20 protein-coding genes are annotated in these 16,264 nt (G+C 64.7%); 15 read left to right on the top strand and 5 right to left on the bottom strand.

All coding sequences use genetic code 11. From position 1 onward, the window contains the following. Positions 1 to 24 precede the first annotated feature (24 nt). Genes E5P3_RS24470 through E5P3_RS24430 form a run of 9 tightly spaced genes read left to right on the top strand, consistent with a single transcriptional unit; the run spans position 25 to position 9,085 of the window. Entirely contained in the window at positions 25 to 330 is a 306-nt protein-coding gene (locus E5P3_RS24470; protein ID WP_162588317.1) for a hypothetical protein, read from the top strand. A gap of 1 nt (position 331) precedes the next feature. Beyond that, a complete protein-coding gene (locus E5P3_RS24465; RefSeq protein WP_162588316.1) occupies positions 332 to 934 on the top strand; it encodes a phage adaptor protein in 603 nt (200 codons plus the stop codon). Then, positions 934 to 2,394 carry a hypothetical protein gene (locus tag E5P3_RS24460; RefSeq protein WP_162588315.1) on the top strand — a complete coding sequence of 487 codons (1,461 nt, stop codon included), beginning with the start codon at positions 934 to 936 and terminating at the stop codon, positions 2,392 to 2,394. Before E5P3_RS24465 ends, E5P3_RS24460 begins: the two co-directional genes overlap by 1 nt. Next, positions 2,391 to 2,981, top strand: a complete 591-nt coding sequence (locus tag E5P3_RS24455; RefSeq protein WP_162588314.1) for a hypothetical protein — start codon at positions 2,391 to 2,393, stop codon at positions 2,979 to 2,981. The genes E5P3_RS24460 and E5P3_RS24455 overlap by 4 nt, the downstream gene beginning before the upstream one ends. An 11-nt stretch (positions 2,982 to 2,992) precedes the next feature. Further along, on the top strand, positions 2,993 to 3,730 hold the full coding sequence (locus tag E5P3_RS24450; RefSeq protein ID WP_162588313.1) for a hypothetical protein: 738 nt from the start codon (positions 2,993 to 2,995) through the stop codon (positions 3,728 to 3,730). Further along, on the top strand, positions 3,727 to 4,134 hold the full coding sequence (locus E5P3_RS24445; protein ID WP_162588312.1) for a cupin domain-containing protein: 408 nt from the start codon (positions 3,727 to 3,729) through the stop codon (positions 4,132 to 4,134). The genes E5P3_RS24450 and E5P3_RS24445 overlap by 4 nt, the downstream gene beginning before the upstream one ends. A gap of 2 nt (positions 4,135 to 4,136) precedes the next feature. Next, a complete protein-coding gene (locus E5P3_RS24440; RefSeq protein ID WP_162588311.1) occupies positions 4,137 to 4,898 on the top strand; it encodes a hypothetical protein in 762 nt (253 codons plus the stop codon). 9 nt (positions 4,899 to 4,907) lie between these two features. Then, complete coding sequence (locus E5P3_RS24435; RefSeq protein ID WP_162588310.1) at positions 4,908 to 6,503, top strand: hypothetical protein; 1,596 nt, start codon at positions 4,908 to 4,910, stop codon at positions 6,501 to 6,503. After that, positions 6,503 to 9,085, top strand: a complete 2,583-nt coding sequence (locus E5P3_RS24430) for a hypothetical protein (RefSeq protein ID WP_162588309.1) — start codon at positions 6,503 to 6,505, stop codon at positions 9,083 to 9,085. Before E5P3_RS24435 ends, E5P3_RS24430 begins: the two co-directional genes overlap by 1 nt. A 162-nt stretch (positions 9,086 to 9,247) precedes the next feature. On the opposite strand, the gene E5P3_RS24425 is transcribed toward E5P3_RS24430, so the two are convergent. Next, positions 9,248 to 9,502 (bottom strand): hypothetical protein, encoded by a 255-nt coding sequence (locus E5P3_RS24425; protein WP_162588308.1) that lies wholly within the window; start codon positions 9,500 to 9,502, stop codon positions 9,248 to 9,250. 131 nt (positions 9,503 to 9,633) lie between these two features. On the opposite strand from E5P3_RS24425, the gene E5P3_RS24420 reads away from it, so the two are divergent. The 5 genes from E5P3_RS24420 to E5P3_RS24400 are packed head-to-tail and all read left to right on the top strand — an operon-like array spanning position 9,634 to position 11,797. After that, on the top strand, positions 9,634 to 10,419 hold the full coding sequence (locus E5P3_RS24420; protein ID WP_162588307.1) for a phage tail protein: 786 nt from the start codon (positions 9,634 to 9,636) through the stop codon (positions 10,417 to 10,419). Between the two features lie 13 nt (positions 10,420 to 10,432). Next, positions 10,433 to 10,669, top strand: coding sequence for a hypothetical protein (locus E5P3_RS24415; RefSeq protein ID WP_162588306.1), 237 nt, complete (start codon positions 10,433 to 10,435; stop codon positions 10,667 to 10,669). Further along, a complete protein-coding gene (locus E5P3_RS24410; protein WP_162588305.1) occupies positions 10,666 to 10,896 on the top strand; it encodes a hypothetical protein in 231 nt (76 codons plus the stop codon). Before E5P3_RS24415 ends, E5P3_RS24410 begins: the two co-directional genes overlap by 4 nt. Next, positions 10,893 to 11,381 carry a glycoside hydrolase family 108 protein gene (locus E5P3_RS24405; RefSeq protein ID WP_162588304.1) on the top strand — a complete coding sequence of 163 codons (489 nt, stop codon included), beginning with the start codon at positions 10,893 to 10,895 and terminating at the stop codon, positions 11,379 to 11,381. Before E5P3_RS24410 ends, E5P3_RS24405 begins: the two co-directional genes overlap by 4 nt. 11 nt (positions 11,382 to 11,392) lie before the next feature. After that, positions 11,393 to 11,797, top strand: a complete 405-nt coding sequence (locus E5P3_RS24400; protein WP_197893981.1) for a 3TM-type holin — start codon at positions 11,393 to 11,395, stop codon at positions 11,795 to 11,797. 20 nt (positions 11,798 to 11,817) lie between these two features. On the opposite strand, the gene E5P3_RS24395 is transcribed toward E5P3_RS24400, so the two are convergent. Next, the gene (locus E5P3_RS24395; protein ID WP_162588303.1) at positions 11,818 to 12,336 is read right to left on the bottom strand and encodes a hypothetical protein; all 519 of its coding nucleotides are present in this window, start codon (positions 12,334 to 12,336) and stop codon (positions 11,818 to 11,820) included. A gap of 647 nt (positions 12,337 to 12,983) precedes the next feature. On the opposite strand from E5P3_RS24395, the gene E5P3_RS36505 reads away from it, so the two are divergent. Next, positions 12,984 to 13,205: a hypothetical protein gene (locus tag E5P3_RS36505; RefSeq protein ID WP_443083265.1), complete on the top strand. Its 222-nt coding sequence runs from the start codon at positions 12,984 to 12,986 to the stop codon at positions 13,203 to 13,205. A 1,117-nt stretch (positions 13,206 to 14,322) separates the two neighbouring features. On the opposite strand, the gene E5P3_RS24385 is transcribed toward E5P3_RS36505, so the two are convergent. The 3 genes from E5P3_RS24385 to E5P3_RS36500 all read right to left on the bottom strand — a co-directional run bounded on the left by E5P3_RS24385 (position 14,323) and on the right by E5P3_RS36500 (position 16,091). Beyond that, positions 14,323 to 14,817 carry a hypothetical protein gene (locus E5P3_RS24385; RefSeq protein ID WP_162588301.1) on the bottom strand — a complete coding sequence of 165 codons (495 nt, stop codon included), beginning with the start codon at positions 14,815 to 14,817 and terminating at the stop codon, positions 14,323 to 14,325. A gap of 481 nt (positions 14,818 to 15,298) precedes the next feature. After that, on the bottom strand, positions 15,299 to 15,550 hold the full coding sequence (locus E5P3_RS24380; protein ID WP_162588300.1) for a hypothetical protein: 252 nt from the start codon (positions 15,548 to 15,550) through the stop codon (positions 15,299 to 15,301). Positions 15,551 to 15,776: 226 nt separating this feature from the next. Continuing rightward, positions 15,777 to 16,091, bottom strand: a complete 315-nt coding sequence (locus E5P3_RS36500; RefSeq protein WP_162588299.1) for a helix-turn-helix domain-containing protein — start codon at positions 16,089 to 16,091, stop codon at positions 15,777 to 15,779. Between the last annotated feature and the right edge of the window lie 173 nt (positions 16,092 to 16,264).

Here is a 16,264-nt window from a genome sequence, read left to right as displayed (position 1 = left end):
ATGACTACTGGCTATTCCGAGAACGTGACGATTGACGAAGGGGTTGATCCCCATACCGGCATTCGCACGCAACTGCACTTCGAGGGCGATTCCCTCATCACACAAAAGACCTTCGACGCCGAGCCGCATCTGAAGTACGCGCAAGAGCTGCGCGAGGCTCAGGACGGGCAGCGCTGGGGTGAAGGAAAACTGGTGGGCCACATTCCGCCTGCCTTCTACGCAAAGATTCTGGTGATCCGCGACCGCGCCGAACGCGCCGCCGCCGTGCGCCAGTTCTTCCGCGACAACCCGAGCTTCATCGGCTACTCGCCGTACAAGAAGAGCCTCTGACATGGCGTTGTCGAGCTACACCGACCTGCAGACCGCCGTCAAGGATTGGTCTGGGCGCTTCGATTCGACGGTCGCCAACCGGGTGCCCGACTTCATCCGGCTGGGTGAGGAGCGTCTGTGGCAGCGCGTGCGCTCGCAATGGGGTGTCGAGTCCTCGACCCTGACGATTCCTGCTGGACAGAACTGGGTCGCCCTGCCTGACGACTGGCTGGCGTTCAAGCGCATCCGCAGCGCGACCGAAGCCCGGATGGAGTACATGTCGGCTGACGTTCTTGAGGATCTGCCCTACGACGGCGATCCCTCGAAGTACAGCATCGAGGGCGGCCGGCTGCTGTATGGCCAGACGCCAAGCGTCAATCTCGACCTCTCAATCAAGTACTTCAAGCATCCAGGCCTGCTGGAAACCGCCGGGACAACCTGGCTGCTCGACCGTGCGCCGAGCATCTACCTGTACGCTGCCTTGATAGAGGCCGCGATCTTCGTCAAGAACGATGCCAAGGTGGCCGAATACGGGTCGCTGCTCGACAAGGCGATCGACAACTTTCAGTCCGCCGATCTCGCAGCGCAGATCAGCGGCTCACGTCTCCACCAGCGGCGCCGGTGATGGACAAGCTGCTTGGTTTCGCCCCCGATGTGGACCCGAACACGCCGGGGATCTTCACGGATTGCGCCAACATCATCCCGACTGAGACCGGCTTTGCCGGCGCGCCGACCGGGGCAAGCGCGAACGTCGCTGCCTTGCCAGCCGAGTGCCGTGGTGCAGTCATTGTCACCAAGCTCAACGAGACGCGCCGGATCTTCGCCGGCACTCAGACCAAGCTCTACGAGCTGTTGAGCACCACCTGGACCGACCGCAGCGCCGGGGGCGGCAGCTATACCGGCAGCGTTGATTCCCGCTGGAGCTTTTGCCAGTTCGGCGATACCACGATCGCATCGAACCTGGTGGACACCATGCAGAGCTCGACGACGGGCGCTTTCGCGGCCATTGCGGGCGCTCCGCGAGCAAAGATCGTCGTCAGCGCGTCGAACAATTTCGTGATCGCGTTCAACACGAACGACGGCACCTTCGGAGTGTCGCCCGACCGCTGGTGGTGCTGCGCGCAGAGCGATCAGACCAACTGGACGCCGAGCGTTGCGACAGGCGCGACCACGGGCCGCCTTGTAGCGGTGCCAGGTGGCATCCAGGCTGCTGCAGGGCTGGGCGACTACGTGATTGCCTACAAGACGCGCGGCATCTTCCTGGGCCAGTTCGTAGGCTCGGCCTCGGGAACCTGGCAATGGACTCTCGTGCCGGGCTCGAACGATTGCGGCGCCGTGGGGCTGGATGCGGTGTGCGACATCGGCGGGGCGCATTTCATCGTCGGCGAGGACGATTTCTGGATCTTTGACAGCACGCGACCTGTCTCGATCGGCGATGAGGTGCGCGTCTGGTTCCGCCGCAACAGCTCCCAAACGTACCGATACAGGACGCGCGTGTCCTTCGACCGTCAGCGGCAGCTTGTCTGGGTCAGCTTCGCCTCGACCGGCAGCTTAGGCGCGCTCGACCGGGTGCTGGTCTACAACGTGAAGACGAAACGCTGGGGCCGCTCCGACTTCGTGTCCGAGGCCGCGATGAGCTTCACGGCGCCAGGCACCACGATTGACGGCTTGAACGTCTATTCGAGCTCGATTAACGACCTCCCGGCTGTCCCGTTCGACTCACAGTACTGGCTCTCTGGCGGTCGCGCATTCGCCTATTTCAATGCGAGTCATCAACTCGTCGTGAACAGCGGCGCGTGCGGCGCCTCCAGCTACACGACCGGTGACTACGGCGATGACGACCTGGTCTCTCTGCTCGATCGCGTGCGTGTTCGCTTCACGCAGTCGCCGACGAGCGCTTGCGCAAGCGGGTTCTTCAAGTTCAACGAGGGGGATGCACTCGCTGCCGGCCCCACGGAGCAAATCTACGACGGGGGCTTCGATGTCTGGCAGTCCGGGCGCTTCCATCGTGTGCGCTTCGACTTCATGGGCGATCACCATGAAACCGCCCACAAGCTGCCGCTGCGCCCGGACGGTGCGCGATGAAGAAGCTCGGACAAGAGCCACGCCTTGCGCCTGGACCGGGCCTTTTCGGGTCGCTGCTTACGTGGGCGCGCGATGTGGCGCTCGTCGTCAATCCGATGGCCGATGCGATCGGAAACGTTCGGGCCGGAGCAAAGCCGATCAGCGAGACGCTCGATGCGCCGGCCTTCTACGCCTACATGTCAGCGAACCAGAGCGTGGGCAGTGCTGGGGGCTTTTTCTTCCTGCACTGCGACCTTGAGGAATTCGACACCAATGGCCGCTATGACACGACCAATTGGCTGTTTCAGCCGGACGTTGCCGGCTACTACAACTTCTGCGCAAACCTGACCTTTGACGCTGCGGCAGCCCCGATCACCGACGTTCGCCTTCAGTTCTGGAAGAACAGCTTAGGCATCCGGCAGCCCGTTCTCTTTCAAGGGAGTTCGGGTGGCGTTGGCGCGGTGAACGCGGCATCTGGCCCGGTCTTCATGAATGGGTCCAGCGATGTCATGCAAGTCGTCGGTTGGGTCAGTGGCACCTCGGCGCGATTCCTCGGCGTAAGCCCCTCATTCAGCAGTTTCTCGGGCCACTTGGTGCGCCGCGCATAAAGGAGTTTCATATGGCAGACCTCTCCGGCTGGGGTGCAGGAACGGACAATCCGTACCTCGGCACCAGCAACCCCTACCTTCAGCAGATGATCGACGCGGCGAGCGGCGATGTCGTGCGCAACTTCAACCTGTCTGCCCGGCCGGCCTCGAATGCGACCATGGTGCGCTCCGGGAGCTTCGGCAACAGCGGGCTGGAGGAGATGGCGCGCAACGACGAGAAGAACCTGCAAGGCTCGCTGTCCGACATCGCGACCAAGCTGCGCTTCGGCGACTACACCCAACAGCAGGACATGTACCGCTGGCAAAAGGGGTTCGGCGAGGGTCAGCGGCAATTCGATGAGGGTACGCGCCGGTACGAACAGGACTTCGACCGCGGCGTGTTTAACGACGCCTACGCGCAGAACATGGGCAACCTGCAGGCCGGCATCGGGCTCCTGGGCACGCTAGGCGGCTACAACGCGCTGGACCAGCAGAACGCAGGCTTCGAGCAGACCGCTCCGTTAAACTACCTGCAGCAGTTCTCGCAGATCGCGAGCGGCCTGGGCGGCATGGGCGGAACGAGCACCGGCACGCAGGGCACGAGCAGCAATCCGCTGCTTTCTGCGGTCGGCGGCGCCCAGTTGGGGAATAGCTGGTGGCGCCAGGGTGGGGGCTCGTCTGGCGGCGGAAGCAGCGGCGGCTGGGATTGGGGCAACACCGCCTCCGATGGCACGAGCACGAACGGCAGCTACCCCGGGTGGCGCGCATGAGCGGGGGGCTGCTTCCGTCCGGGCTCCGGCCAATCAGCGAGCTCGACGGCTCCAACATCTCGCACTTCTTCGGCTCGGGCGTTTGCATCAAGGAAACGCTGATCCCGAAGGGTGCGCAGATCGTGCAGCACCGGCACCACTACCCGCACCTGGCCTACCTGGTGAGCGGGGCTGTCGAGCTGGTGAGCGACTCCGAGCGGCGCGTGCTCACGGGCCCGGCGTGCATCGAGATCCCGGCCGGCGTGCACCACGGCGTGCGAGCGCTCTCAGGCGTGATCTGGCTGTGCATCCACGGCACCGAGGCGGACACGCCCGATGCGGTGGACGACATCACCGTGGCGCCCATCAATGTCGCCGAGGTCAATGGCCTCGTGCGCACCATGAACCAATCGAAGGAGGACTGACCATGGCATGGATCGGCGCGGCAATCGGGGCGGTGGGCGGCTTGCTCAGCGCCGACAGCAAATCGGGTGGTGGCGCGGGCTCGAGCTCCAGCAATCGCGAGCCCTGGGCAATGGCGGTCCCCTGGCTGCTGCAGAACCTGAACGAGGGATCTGCCTTGCAGTCGCGGTATCAGGCGCAGCCGATCAGCGCGCGGCAGCGTGCATCCCTCGACAACCAGTATGCGCAGAGTGACTACATGCGCGGGCTGATTCCTGGTCTGCTGGGCCAACTGCAGAGGCAGCCGGTGGGCTTCGACAAGAAGAACCCGAACGCTCGTGCTCAGGCTTGGGACTGGAACACGATGGCTGGCGGCCTCGGGCAACGCAGCGTGCAGGGGATGCAGAGCCGGCCGGAGCCGATCCCAGAGCCGGAGCGCAAGTTTGTGCAGCAGGACATGGGGTACTCGCCGGTTCAGCAGGCGCTCATCGACAGCGGGCGCTCGCCCTGGCTCATGGGCGGCGATCCGAGCGCGCTGGCCAGCGTGGGCGCAACTGGCGGCTACGGCGCGTATCGCTACGGCGACACCCCGACGCCCGGCACGCAGGCGTACCGCGACATGCAGGAATTCTTCCTGATGGGCGGCAATGACCCGCGGGGCTTGTCGCAGTTCGGCGTCCGGCCGATGGCTGGGCCTGGGGGCTTTCTGGGCAACAGCGGGAACAGCGTCGGCGGCTCGCCCGCGGCGGATGGCTCGGGTGGTGGCACGCCGGGCGGTAACTGGTAAGGGGCGAACATGGCCGGTGGACTTCTGGATTTTCTCAACAGCGATGATGCGCAGCTTGGTCTGGCTCTGATCGCTGCCGGTGGCCCGACCACGCAACCCATGTCATTCGGGCAGCGCCTTGCTGGCGGTGTGCAGCAGGCGCATGGGATGCGCGACGCGCGCGAGGATCGACGCTTCAGGCAGCAACTTATGCAGTCGCAGATGGCGGAGAACGCGGGACAAGCCGAACTTCGCCAGGCGCAGATCGCCGAGATGCAGCGCAAGAGCGGTGCGCTTGCCTCGTTCGTCGAGCGACTGCAAGGTCGTTCGACTGGGGCGGGAGGTGACGGCTTGGTGGGTAGTGCCCCGGCATCCGGCGGCAGCATGGTTCAGAACATGACGGCAGACGACGTGCTGGCCGCGCGCATCGCTGGGCTACCCGACGTCACTCCGCTTTGGCAGGCGACACGCCCCGAGATGGTGGAAGTCGCCCCTGGGATGTGGGCCGATAAGAAGACGATCAAGCCCGGCATGAACCAGCCGGCGATTCAGGCGCGGACGGCGGATCGTATCGAGCAATCGGACATCGGCATGCGCGGCGATTTCGTTGATGTGGAGGGGGCGGACGGTCGCAAGTGGAAGGTGCCTAAGTCGTCGCTCGTGGGCGGCAATCCGGCTGCACCGGCGCCTGCTGCTACACCGTCGGCTCGCGCCCTCCCTGGTGGTCCGCTCGGCGCACCTCGCCAGTACAGCTCGGGCGGCCTGGACGGCGGCAACACCGCGTCGGCGGCTGACGGGCAGTTGCAGATCTACACGCAGGAACTCGGCGCACTTGAGCGGGAACTGGCGACGGCTCAGCAGCGCGGCGATGCGGCGGCTGTCCAGCGCGCGCAGGCCGACATTGCCGGCATCCAGCGTGAGATTGGCCGGCTGCCTGGCGGTGGTCGCACGGGCGGTGTGCCGGTGGCGTCTGGCTCGCCTGTCATCGGTCCCGGTGCAGCGGCGGTCTCGCGTGCACCTGCTGGCATGCCGGCCGGCGCCATCCCCTCGGGTATGTCCCGTGCCGAGTCGGATGCTGAGGACGTGGCAAAGCTGCGGGCGACCGAACAGGTGAAGGCTGACACCGTGCCCAAGGCGGAGAAGCAGAAGGCGCTGAACGCTGGGAACGATGCGCTGCGCACCATCGACAAGGCGCTCAATCATCCCGGCCTGAAAGAGGCGACCGGCCTGCAAGGCACGCTCGATCCGCGCAACTACATCCCCGGAACCGATGCTTGGAACTTCGCGCAAGTGCGAAACCAACTCAAGGGCCAGACCTTCCTGCAGGCATACAACAGCCTGAAGGGCGGTGGCGCAATCACGGAGGTGGAGGGCACCAAGGCGGAGAACGCGATTGCGCGCCTGGACAAGGCGCAGAGCACCGAGGAGTTCACCGCGGCGCTGAAGGATCTGCGCGACGTGGTCGAGCGCGGGCTGAAGATCACCCGTGGCGAGAGCGTCCCCGACGCGCCGCTTGCGAGCAATGAGGCCGGTGGAGGTCGCCGACCGCCGCGCGGTGCCGTGCAGGACGGCTACCGGTACAAGGGCGGCAATCCTGCCGATCCGAAGAGCTGGGAGAAGCTGTAATGGCCGGACCTTGGGAGAAGTATCAGGAAGCTGCGCCGGCAGATGGCCCGTGGGCCAAGTACGCCGACGCGCCGGAAGCAGCTGAGCCCTCGACCCGCCGATCGGTGCGCCGGCTTGGCACCGCTGCAATTCCGCTCATCGGACCGACCTTGTCCGCGCTCGGCATCGAGTTCAACCCCGCCGGCTTCGCGAAGGGCCTGCCGAGCGGCGCCGCCGACATCGGGAACACGATCCTAACGGGGATGACCAAGGCCAACGAGAAGGCGGCCGAGTTCCTGCCCGACTCCATCGTGGAGGATCGCTGGAAGAAGAAGGGGGCTCTCTCCGGCCTGGTGACCGGGCAGCCGGCGCAGAGCGAAGCGGGGCGCGCCAACGCCGATCGCGAAGCATCGCTGAAGCAGTTCATCACCGAGAACGCCAGCCCGTCTTTTGACGCTGGACGGCTTACGGCCAATATCGCAGGGACTGCGGGCGTCGGTGGGGCGCTGGGCGGGACTGTGCGCGCGGTGGCGCCGCGGCTGGCGCCGCTCGCTGAGTCGCTCGCATCGAGCGGATTCCGTACCGGCATGGCGCCCACCACGACGGCGGGCAGGCTGCTGAACCTCGGCACGCGCGCGGCCGGGGGCGGCATCACTGGCGCTGCTTCGGCCGGACTGGTGAACCCGGAGGACGCTGGCGCTGGTGGCCTGGTGGGCGCGCTGCTGCCGCCGGCCTTCCAGTTGGTCACAAAGGCGGGTGGTGCCATAGCTTCGGGCGCTCGTTCGGCCTTCGCTCCTCAGATCGCCAAGGACGCGCGTTCCGTCGTGGAAGCAGCCGGCTTCAAGGCAAGCGAACTGCCTGCCGTCCGCGCAGCCCTTGCGCAGCAGGGGCCCAGCATCGTGCAGGCGCCGGCCACCGCGCCGCAGATCCTGCAGAACCCGGGCGTGAGCCAGCTGGCGCGCACGCTGCGCAACGCGGGCGATACCAAGCTGCTCGGCGCTCAGCAGGCGCAGGACGCGGCGCGGCTGGATGCTCTGAACCGGATCTCGCCGGTAACCGGCACTGTGCAGCAGTCGGCCGAAAACTTCGGGAATGCGCTGGGCCCGGAGGTTCGCGCGGCCGACGAGGCGGCTCGGGCTCGCACCGCTGCGGCGTTCGATGCCGTCGACCCTTTCGACGAAACGCGCTTCATCCTGCCGATCGGCCACATGGAGGCCGCGCAACAGCGCTTCCTGGGGCGCGGCACCTTCAATGGGGGCGGCAACGCGCAACGCGCGATCGATACCGCGCGCAACATCGGCGAGGAAACGATCGAGGCGGTGGCGCCTGCTCGAGCTGGGCTGACGCAGGACGAGCAGACCCTGGCGCAGGCGGTGCGCCGTGCCGGCGGCATCAACACGTCGACGCCTGCTGGCCAGGCCTTCGCTGGCGAGCTCCACGACCTTCGCCAGACGCCGGGCCTGCGCGGCATCGCGAACAATGGACGCGGCCAACCGCTCGACACGCTGGCGCAGCGCATGCACGCCGAAGGCTTCATCCCCGACAGTGATCCGGCGACGCTGCTGAACCACCTGCGCGACCCTGATCTGGCCGGAGGCCGCGGCGCGAGCGCCGACATGGATCGCCTGTATCAGGCTGCGCGCGAAGCGCTGCAGGGCGATGCACCCGGCGCCACGACGATCGCTCGTCCGGTCCCATTCCGCGAGGTGCAGAACCTCCGCAGCTCGATCGGGGAAGCGCACGCGGATGCAGTCGCGAAAGGGCGCACGCGCGAGGCCGCGGCACTCGACCAGATGCGCCGCGACATCGACGCCCAGGTGGATGCGGTGGCGGCTGGCAACGGCCGGCCCGGCGAGAACTTCCCGGGCGACATCGTCAACCAGTGGCGCGAGGCCCTGGCGATGCATCAGGACCGCATGCAGCGCTTCCGCACGGGCCCGCAGGGCTCGATCTTCCGCCAGGGCGGCGACGGGCAGCCGGCGGCGCAGGGCGGCGAGCTCGCGCCGAAGTTCTTTAGCCCGCGCGGCTCGCAAGCTGATGACATGGCCGCGTTTGGCCGCGTCGCATCGCCAGAGACCACGGAGCTCCTCAAGAACTACGCGGTGACGGATGCGGCGAGCCAGACCAACGCGGCCGGCGCGCTCACGAACGCGAAGTTCAATCGGTGGTTGGCAGCGCGCAGCGGCGCAGTGAACGGCCTCTTCGACGATGGCGAGCGGGCCACGCTGGGCGGCGTAGGCCGCGACTTGTCGCGCGCTGACAATGCCGAGCGCCTGGGCCTGGCCACTGGTTCCAACACGGCGCAGAACGTGCAGAACGCGCTCAGTCTGGGGCTGCTCGACAACCCAATGGTGAACGGAATCGCAAGTCGCACGCCCATCATCGGCCGTTTCACGGGCCCGATGCTGGATGCACTGCGGCAGTCGGCAAAGCGGGGCAGGGTGGACCGCCTGGGCACGATGCTGGCGGATCCTGAAGAGCTGGCCCGCGCGATCGCGGCCTATGAGCGCTTGAGCGTTGGCCGGCCGCTGGGGCTGGCTGGCACCTCGGCGCTCACTCCTCTCGTTTTTCGCTCAGCACCTCTTCTAGCGTCCGGCCAGTGACGAGCGTGTAAACGAAGTTCACCATGAACCCGAGCACGCAAAGGCCAATGGCCTTCCAGATCAGGTATTCGGTGAACAGTCCATCCATCGGCGCATTTTAGGGCGCGAGGTGTGGGAGGCATTGCAAGGCGCCTTCCGTGTGCTTGCAGGCCGTGCAACCTGCTAGTCGTCGTCCTTCGCGCGCTGGAACAGTTCATCGAGGAGCTTCTGGGCGAAAGCCATGCTCTCGTCGGTGAGCGGTAGAAAAAGCGACTGGTTGCTTATGAACTCGCGAACCTGCGGGTAGGCGTCGATCAGCACATTTCTCTTAGGGTGGAGCCTCAGCATCAACGTCACTGCCGACATCAGGGCAGTGTTCATGCCGACGAGCGTATCGATGACGCCGTGCAGTTCCTTGATCTCGTGCTCGTAGTCCATTTGTGGTCCTTGCCGGTGGCCAGTTGCATCTCGCATCTTGCCCCGACAGCGTACCGCCATTCGTAGGCGCCACTGGCGTCATCCCCCTGAAACCCGCTTCGGCGGGTTTTCGCATTTCTGGAGCTTCCTTCATGGCAGTAACCACCACCCTTGCAGCCTGCAGCACGAACCCGGCCCTCAACGGCCCGGACGGCAGCGACCTCCCATCGACGCTAGATGACGCGATCCGCTATGCGCTGAGCTTCATCGCACAGTTGCGCGACGGTGCCGGTGTGGCAGTTGGGACGATGGTCCGGGCGCCGAGCCTCAACGCGCCGCCGGGCTACCTGAAGATGAACGGCCAGCTCGTGAGCCGCACAACCTACCCGGCGCTGTGGGCCTTCGCTGCGGCCTCCGGCTGTATCACGTCCGATGCAATTTGGGGCGCGGGAACTTGGTTTGGGCAGTTCTCAACCGGCGACGGCGTCAGTAACTTTCGCCTGCCGGACTTGCGCGGGATCTTCCTTCGCACGCTCGATGAATCGCGCGGCTACGACCCGGGCCGCGGGATTGGTGCTTTTCAGGACCATGACAACGTCATCCACAACCACGGCTACAGCGACCCAGCGCATGTGCACGGCGTGAGCGACCCCGGGCACACGCATGGGGCTTCGGCGGACGTTCAGGGCTCCCACTCGCACTCCTATCAAGCCTCGGTGAATCTGGTTGCCACAGCCGGCGGCGCAGCACCGGCGGCGCAAGTTACTGGGCCGAGCGGCACCAGCACCGATGGGGCTCACGGCCACAACATCAGCGTCGCCGGCAGCTTCACGGGCATCGGCATAAACGCCGCTGGAATCGGAATCACGATCCTGAATGCAGGCGGCGCAGACGGCCGGCCGCGCAACGTCGCCTATCCGTACTACATCAAATACTGAGCGAGGAGCCGGCATGTACGTTTTCAGCTACGACCCGACTACTCGCCATTTCACCGGGGGCATCCGCGCGGATTTCGACCAACTCGAGCCCGGCAAGCTCCAGTGCCCTGCCTTCGCTACACGAACTGCGCCTCCGAAGTTCGATGCGTCGAAAGAAGTGCCCTTCCATGTGCCGGACCCCAAAGACCTAGAGGGCGGCCGGTGGGAGCTTCGCCCGATCGAAGCCAATGGGGAGGAGGGCGGCGAATGAAGCAGGAAATCAAAGACATCGCGGTAGAGCTCGCAGTGCGCACCGCGCCGGCTAGTGGCATTGCCTGGTACTCGCAGATCAGCTGGACCGCCTTCCTTACCGGGGTGCTTGTGGTCCTGCAGATTGGCTACTTGGTACGCAAGTGGTGGCGCGAAGAAACTGAGTGGGGGCTGCGCATCAAGCGTTGGGCCGAGGGACGATTCACCAAGCCGGGGGACCTGTCATGACCTTCGACGAGGCATTCGATCGGCTGCTCGGGCACGAGGGCGGCTACGCCAACGACTCGCGCGACCCAGGCGGTGAAACCATGTGGGGCGTGACTGCGCGCGTAGCCCGTGCCAATGGCTTCCGTGGTGACATGCGCGACCTGCCGCGCGAGAAGGCGAAGCAGATCTACCGCGACCTGTACTGGATGCCGATCAAGGCAGACGCCCTGCCGGAGCATATCCGGTTCGATGTCTTCGACGCTGCAGTGAACAGCGGTCCCGAGCAGGCAGCGAAATGGCTGCAGCGCGTGGTGGGCGCCATGCCCGATGGCGCGATAGGGCCCAAGACCCTGCAGGCCGTGGCCGCGGCGGATCCGCTCATCGGCGCCAGATTCAACGGCGTGCGCCTGCAGTTCATGACCGACCAACCGACCTGGGGCGCCTTCGGCCGCGGCTGGGCGCGGCGGGTGGCCAGCAACCTGCAGCGCTTGGAGGACTCGCCGTGACCGTCCCATTGTTGGCCCTGTTGCCCGCCGTGGGCGACATCCTAGACAAGATTTTCCCGGACAAAAACGCTGCCGAAGCGGCGAAAGTGCGTCTTGTCGAACTGGCTCAGCAGGGCGAACTTGCCAGGCTCAACGCCGACACGCAGCTTGCGACGGCTCAGGCCGAGACCAACAAGATCGAGGCGGCAAGCGGCAACCTGTTCGTCTCCGGCTGGCGCCCAGCAGTGGGCTGGATCTGCGCACTGGCGGTAGGTTTCAAGTTCATCGGCGGCCCGATGCTCTTCATGATCGGTCAGGCCATCGGCCATCCGGTGGAGTTGCCGCGCATCGACACCGAGGAGTTGTGGCCGCTGCTGCTCGGCATGCTGGGCCTGGGCGCCTTCCGCACCGTGGAGAAGGTGAAGGGCGCGGCCTGATTCCTGGCTATCTCCCCGCTTTAGATGCCTTTTCCGGTCGAGCCGGAAAGCATGAGTTGGATCCGTGCACCGAGTCTTGCTAGGCGGCCTGCGACAGTTGCCGCCGCCGCCCTCCGAGATTGGTGGGCTACGCGTTCGTGGCGTAGAGCGGCATTGAGGGCCTTGAGGCTTTGCGGGCTGCGCTTCCAGACCCCACTAACCGCGAAATTGCCCCGATTCGAGGGTGCGAAGCTGGGGGTGATGTTGATCTGGTGGGCGCTGATGCGACGCAGGCTCTGGGCACGGGCCCTCGCGACCTTAAGGACGTCGTCGTGCCTTTCAATGGGCGAGTCCAAAGAGACCCTGATCGTCGTGACTGCCGCGAAATGCTTTGCCAAGAATGCGACTGTTTCAACGAGCACAAGATTCCTCGACACCCACTTGTGCCGCATTGGGATGGCCGAGGGCACAAAGCGGTCGAGGTAAACCTCGTGTCCACTCCGTGACACGATCACTGCCTCGATGGTCCCGACATGGGTTTCGCCATCGTAGATTTGCATCGGCTCCGCAAGTCGATACGTCGATCCCCCTGGTCCTGTGATGAGAAGCTTGGGCGTTGCCATGAAGCGGGCGTAGAGCACTGGAGATTAGCGGCCCAGGCTGGCCGAGGGGATCGAAAGGAGCGAGGAGGATAGGCGAGACGTTACGTTCTGTCACGTCTCCTGCTAGGCTACGCCCCGGCTTCGGCCTGCGGGCACCCCCTATTCGACGGCGAAGATCTCGAAAGTTCCATTCCCTGGAGCACCCAATTCTTCGATCTTCTCAAGCCCCGCCCGACGATCCGAATCTCGTCGGATAGGCGCGTCGTTCGGCCCACTCCCGACCCCGCCCTAGCAAAGGTGTCCGCGGAGATCGAACTCGCGATCATGAGGCATCTAAGCGCCCATCGCTACATTTCGCAACGTTCTTCACGTTGGCGACGTGACATTCGATGGGCGCAGGGCGTTGTAGGTAGGCAAGGGCGCTGTTCGCCCCTACAGAAGTCCCCACAGTGAGCCTCAATCTTTCCCCCTTTCTCAAATTGGCCGCAGTTAGTGCTGTGGCGGCCAGTGCGCTCTTCACGGCAGCCTCGGCCAATGCAGGCGCGAGCTGGTCTGTTGGCATTGACCTGCCGGGCGTTGCAATCGGCGTTGCCGAACCGGGCCCCGTGCACTACTACCAACCCGCGCCGGTCTACTCGGCGCCGGCGCCCGTGTATTACGAGCCGGCACCGCGCGCGTACTACCGCCCGCCGCCGCCGGTCTACTACCGTCCGGCGCCCGTGTACGACGTGCAGCCAGCCCCGGGTTACTGGCGGGGCGAACGTTGGCGCCATCACCATCACCATCGCGACTGGGATGACCGTGGCGACCGGGACTATCGGTACTGAGACGTGCTGAATGCCCTGGACCGGAATCGAGCCGGCAAGCCTTGTGGCGTGGGATTTTGAGTCCCCTGCCCGGAGGGTTTCGATTCCCTCCGTTCCGCCGTCGGCGTCGGCTGGTTGTGGGGGGTGGCTTACTCTTCTGTCACGAAGATGGCCTTGCCTAACGGCCATCCGTCCACGTCGCGGGGCCTGCATCACCATCACGCCGGAACTGCCTACCTAGAAGTCGCCGGCTCCAAGGCCAGCGGCGACGCGATGCGCAAGATCGCGGAGCAGGCTGGTCGGTAGTCCTACGCTGCGCCGTCAACCACAAGTTCGCATTCGAGTTCTAGGCCTGGGACGGCATTGGGCCTCCGTCAGCGTGGCCGGAATAACGGGCACTTTTCTTACGTTGCTACGCAATCACCTTCAGCACACTGAAGGGATGGCAGTGCCTCAAGAACGGGTTCAAATCGCGCAATGCGGTCAATTCACGCTTCGCAGTTTTTCCCGGGGAAGAGACGGCCACTTCCAGGCGACCTTCGTTATCACCGAGTACGAATGGCACGGAGACGTTGAAGTGAAGCGCCAAGTCGGTGATCTCTACGCGAGCGATGACGAAGCAGTTGCGGCAGGCATGGAGGCCGCCATTCGTTGGCTAAGAGACCATCGATTTAGTGGGGCCAGGTCTCACCGCTAGTGATGGGCGCACCTGGGACCTTATAGCCCGGCAGGAACAGTCGTGTGGCCGAAGTCGCGGCGACGTTCTTTCGCAGCGTCGTGTTCGAATTTTCCTGTTGAGAGCATCAACGTAAGAAAAGCGAGCACGAAGCATGTGAGCAGCGCACCGATGCCGAAGGCATACACAAGACCTAGCGTGACCAGCGGAGTCAAAAGAAGGGCAAGTGATCTAACCATGGCGCCATCATGAGCGCCAACGACGCCTTCGTCAGTGACCTATTTCACAGCGGGCGGCTACTTCTTGCTGCGTCTACCTAGGCCCGGCCACCCGCCTTGCCCGAAGTGCGGATTGCAAAGATGGATGTGTGGCGTCGTCTGCTCGCCTCGCCGGTGGAGGCCCCAGGGACGACGGAGTGCGCAAGATCGCCGAATAGGCGGTGGTGGGGCAGGGCTTAGGGGCTCAGGGCTCGTACTTCCCGCGACGCACTGGCCGCCGAAGTAGGGAATCAGCGATCTCGCGCGCTTCTCGCTCCCGCTCGCGACGACGCGCTTCCGCCGGGTCAGCGATCGACGTGCGGCCTTTGGGGTTCAGCTCGCACCACCAGGTCTGCGGGAACATCGGGCCTGTGCCCTTGGCTCCGCGGGTGGGATAGATCTCGATGCCGGTGAGCAGCACGCCGCGCTCATTGATCGCGAGGAGCTTCACCTTGTCGAGCAGCGGCAGCACATACGTTTCCCGGTCCTGGCCGAGAAGCACCGCCACGCGCTTCATCCCTTTACGAAACACCTGCAGTTCACCGTGCGCCGGATCAGTCTCGACATCATCGCGGTGAAGCAGTTGCCCCTCTCGGCGGCAGCGGTAAACGATCGTGAACACATGCGGATAGTACTGGATGGACGTACAGTATACGCCGGACGAAGTTAGATCTTCGATGCGGCGTCCTGTGAGGTGCAACGACGCCTCCGATGCGGTTACCGGCTCGGTAGGCAAGGGTAGGCTTTCGAGTTTGCTGGATCCGGTAAGAGACACCCCAAATGCGCGAAGGCCCAGCCAAGAAGCGAAAGCTCGGGCTGGGCCACTTGTCTACAGGCCGATCTTCCTCAACCAGTCACGCCACCATCGCCGCTCTGGGCTTCATGCCTGGCGCTCTTCTATCCAGTGTGTTGCATCACCAAAGTGGCGGTTGCCTTCCTCTGCGGCCTGCTGGAGCATCTTTCGATTGGCCTGCGTATCTGGAAGCCAAAGGGATTGGGCCACCACTGGCCGCGGGTCACCTTCGAGCTCTTCGCTGCGATGCAGCCTTATCTCATACAGTACGCGAAGGTTCCACTGCATCGGTCGGTGCTCCCCAGAAGCTGCGCATCATATGCGCCATAGGCTGAACGTCGTCTGAACAGGCGCCCCCGCTACGCGGGACGCGGGGACCCCGAGCGGGTTAAGCACCGTATTGTTGTTCTCGGATTAGGAATTCATCTATCGAGGCGCGCGCCTTGGCCGCCAACAGCTTCCTCGCCTTTGCCTCGTCGGCTATGCCACCCACCCCGATCCGAAACATCAACATTCCCGACCGCTTCACATCCGCAAAAAAATAGCGACCTTCGCCCACTTGGTCAAATCCCACCTCGATCGTCCAATCGGGTGGGGCAACGGGCGGGTCGGCATCTGCGCGCGCCGGAGAGATATTCATCGGTGGTCAGGAGTGCAATTGTCATCAAGTATGCGTCACTCCTGAGCGGGCGCAACGGGATGAATGTCAGGCATCTGAATAGGTGTACCCACTTCCCGGACGGCAAGTCCTCGTGATCTTTACTGACCGATCGGGAACAGGGGCGCTTGTAGGAACATCACCTCTTCGCTTTGCCAGGTTCAAGCCGACCTCAGCGGCCGATCTGGAAGGCCCCCGCGGGCGGGGCTTACAGGGGTTTGATCAGGTAGGCCGCGCGCGGCTTGCCACCGTTTTGCCGAAGGGTAGGGGTGTTTGCCGCAGCCTGTCGCCACCCGGTAGGCCGGGCTGCCCACCAGGCCCAGAACTCCACCTCTTGGTCGAGCAGGGCTGACATGGGCAGCCCCAGCGCCGCTGCGACCTTGGTCAGCGTGCAAAGAGACGGGGAAACGAGGCCTCCCTCGATCCGTGAGAGCATCGAGTCAGACAGCCGAGCTCGCAAGGCCAACTGAGCACCGGAGAGCCCCGCCGCGAGGCGGTACGCCCGGACATTTGCACCGACCATAGAGACAGTAGCGTTGCGCGTCGGCGCCGATCTTCCCCGCGGGGTGGGCTTGGCCGATGGCGGTACAAAGGGCAGATCAGCTGTGGGGAGGGGCGACGGTCTCATGCGGGCCACTTTCGCGCGAGTGGACCTGTCGCGGTACTGTTAGATCAGGCAGGGCAACGGGCTCTGCA

Origin of the sequence: Variovorax sp. RA8 (assembly GCF_901827175.1) — a bacterium.
GTDB lineage: Bacteria > Pseudomonadota > Gammaproteobacteria > Burkholderiales > Burkholderiaceae_C > Variovorax.
This window is presented reverse-complemented; position numbering and strand designations above follow the sequence as displayed.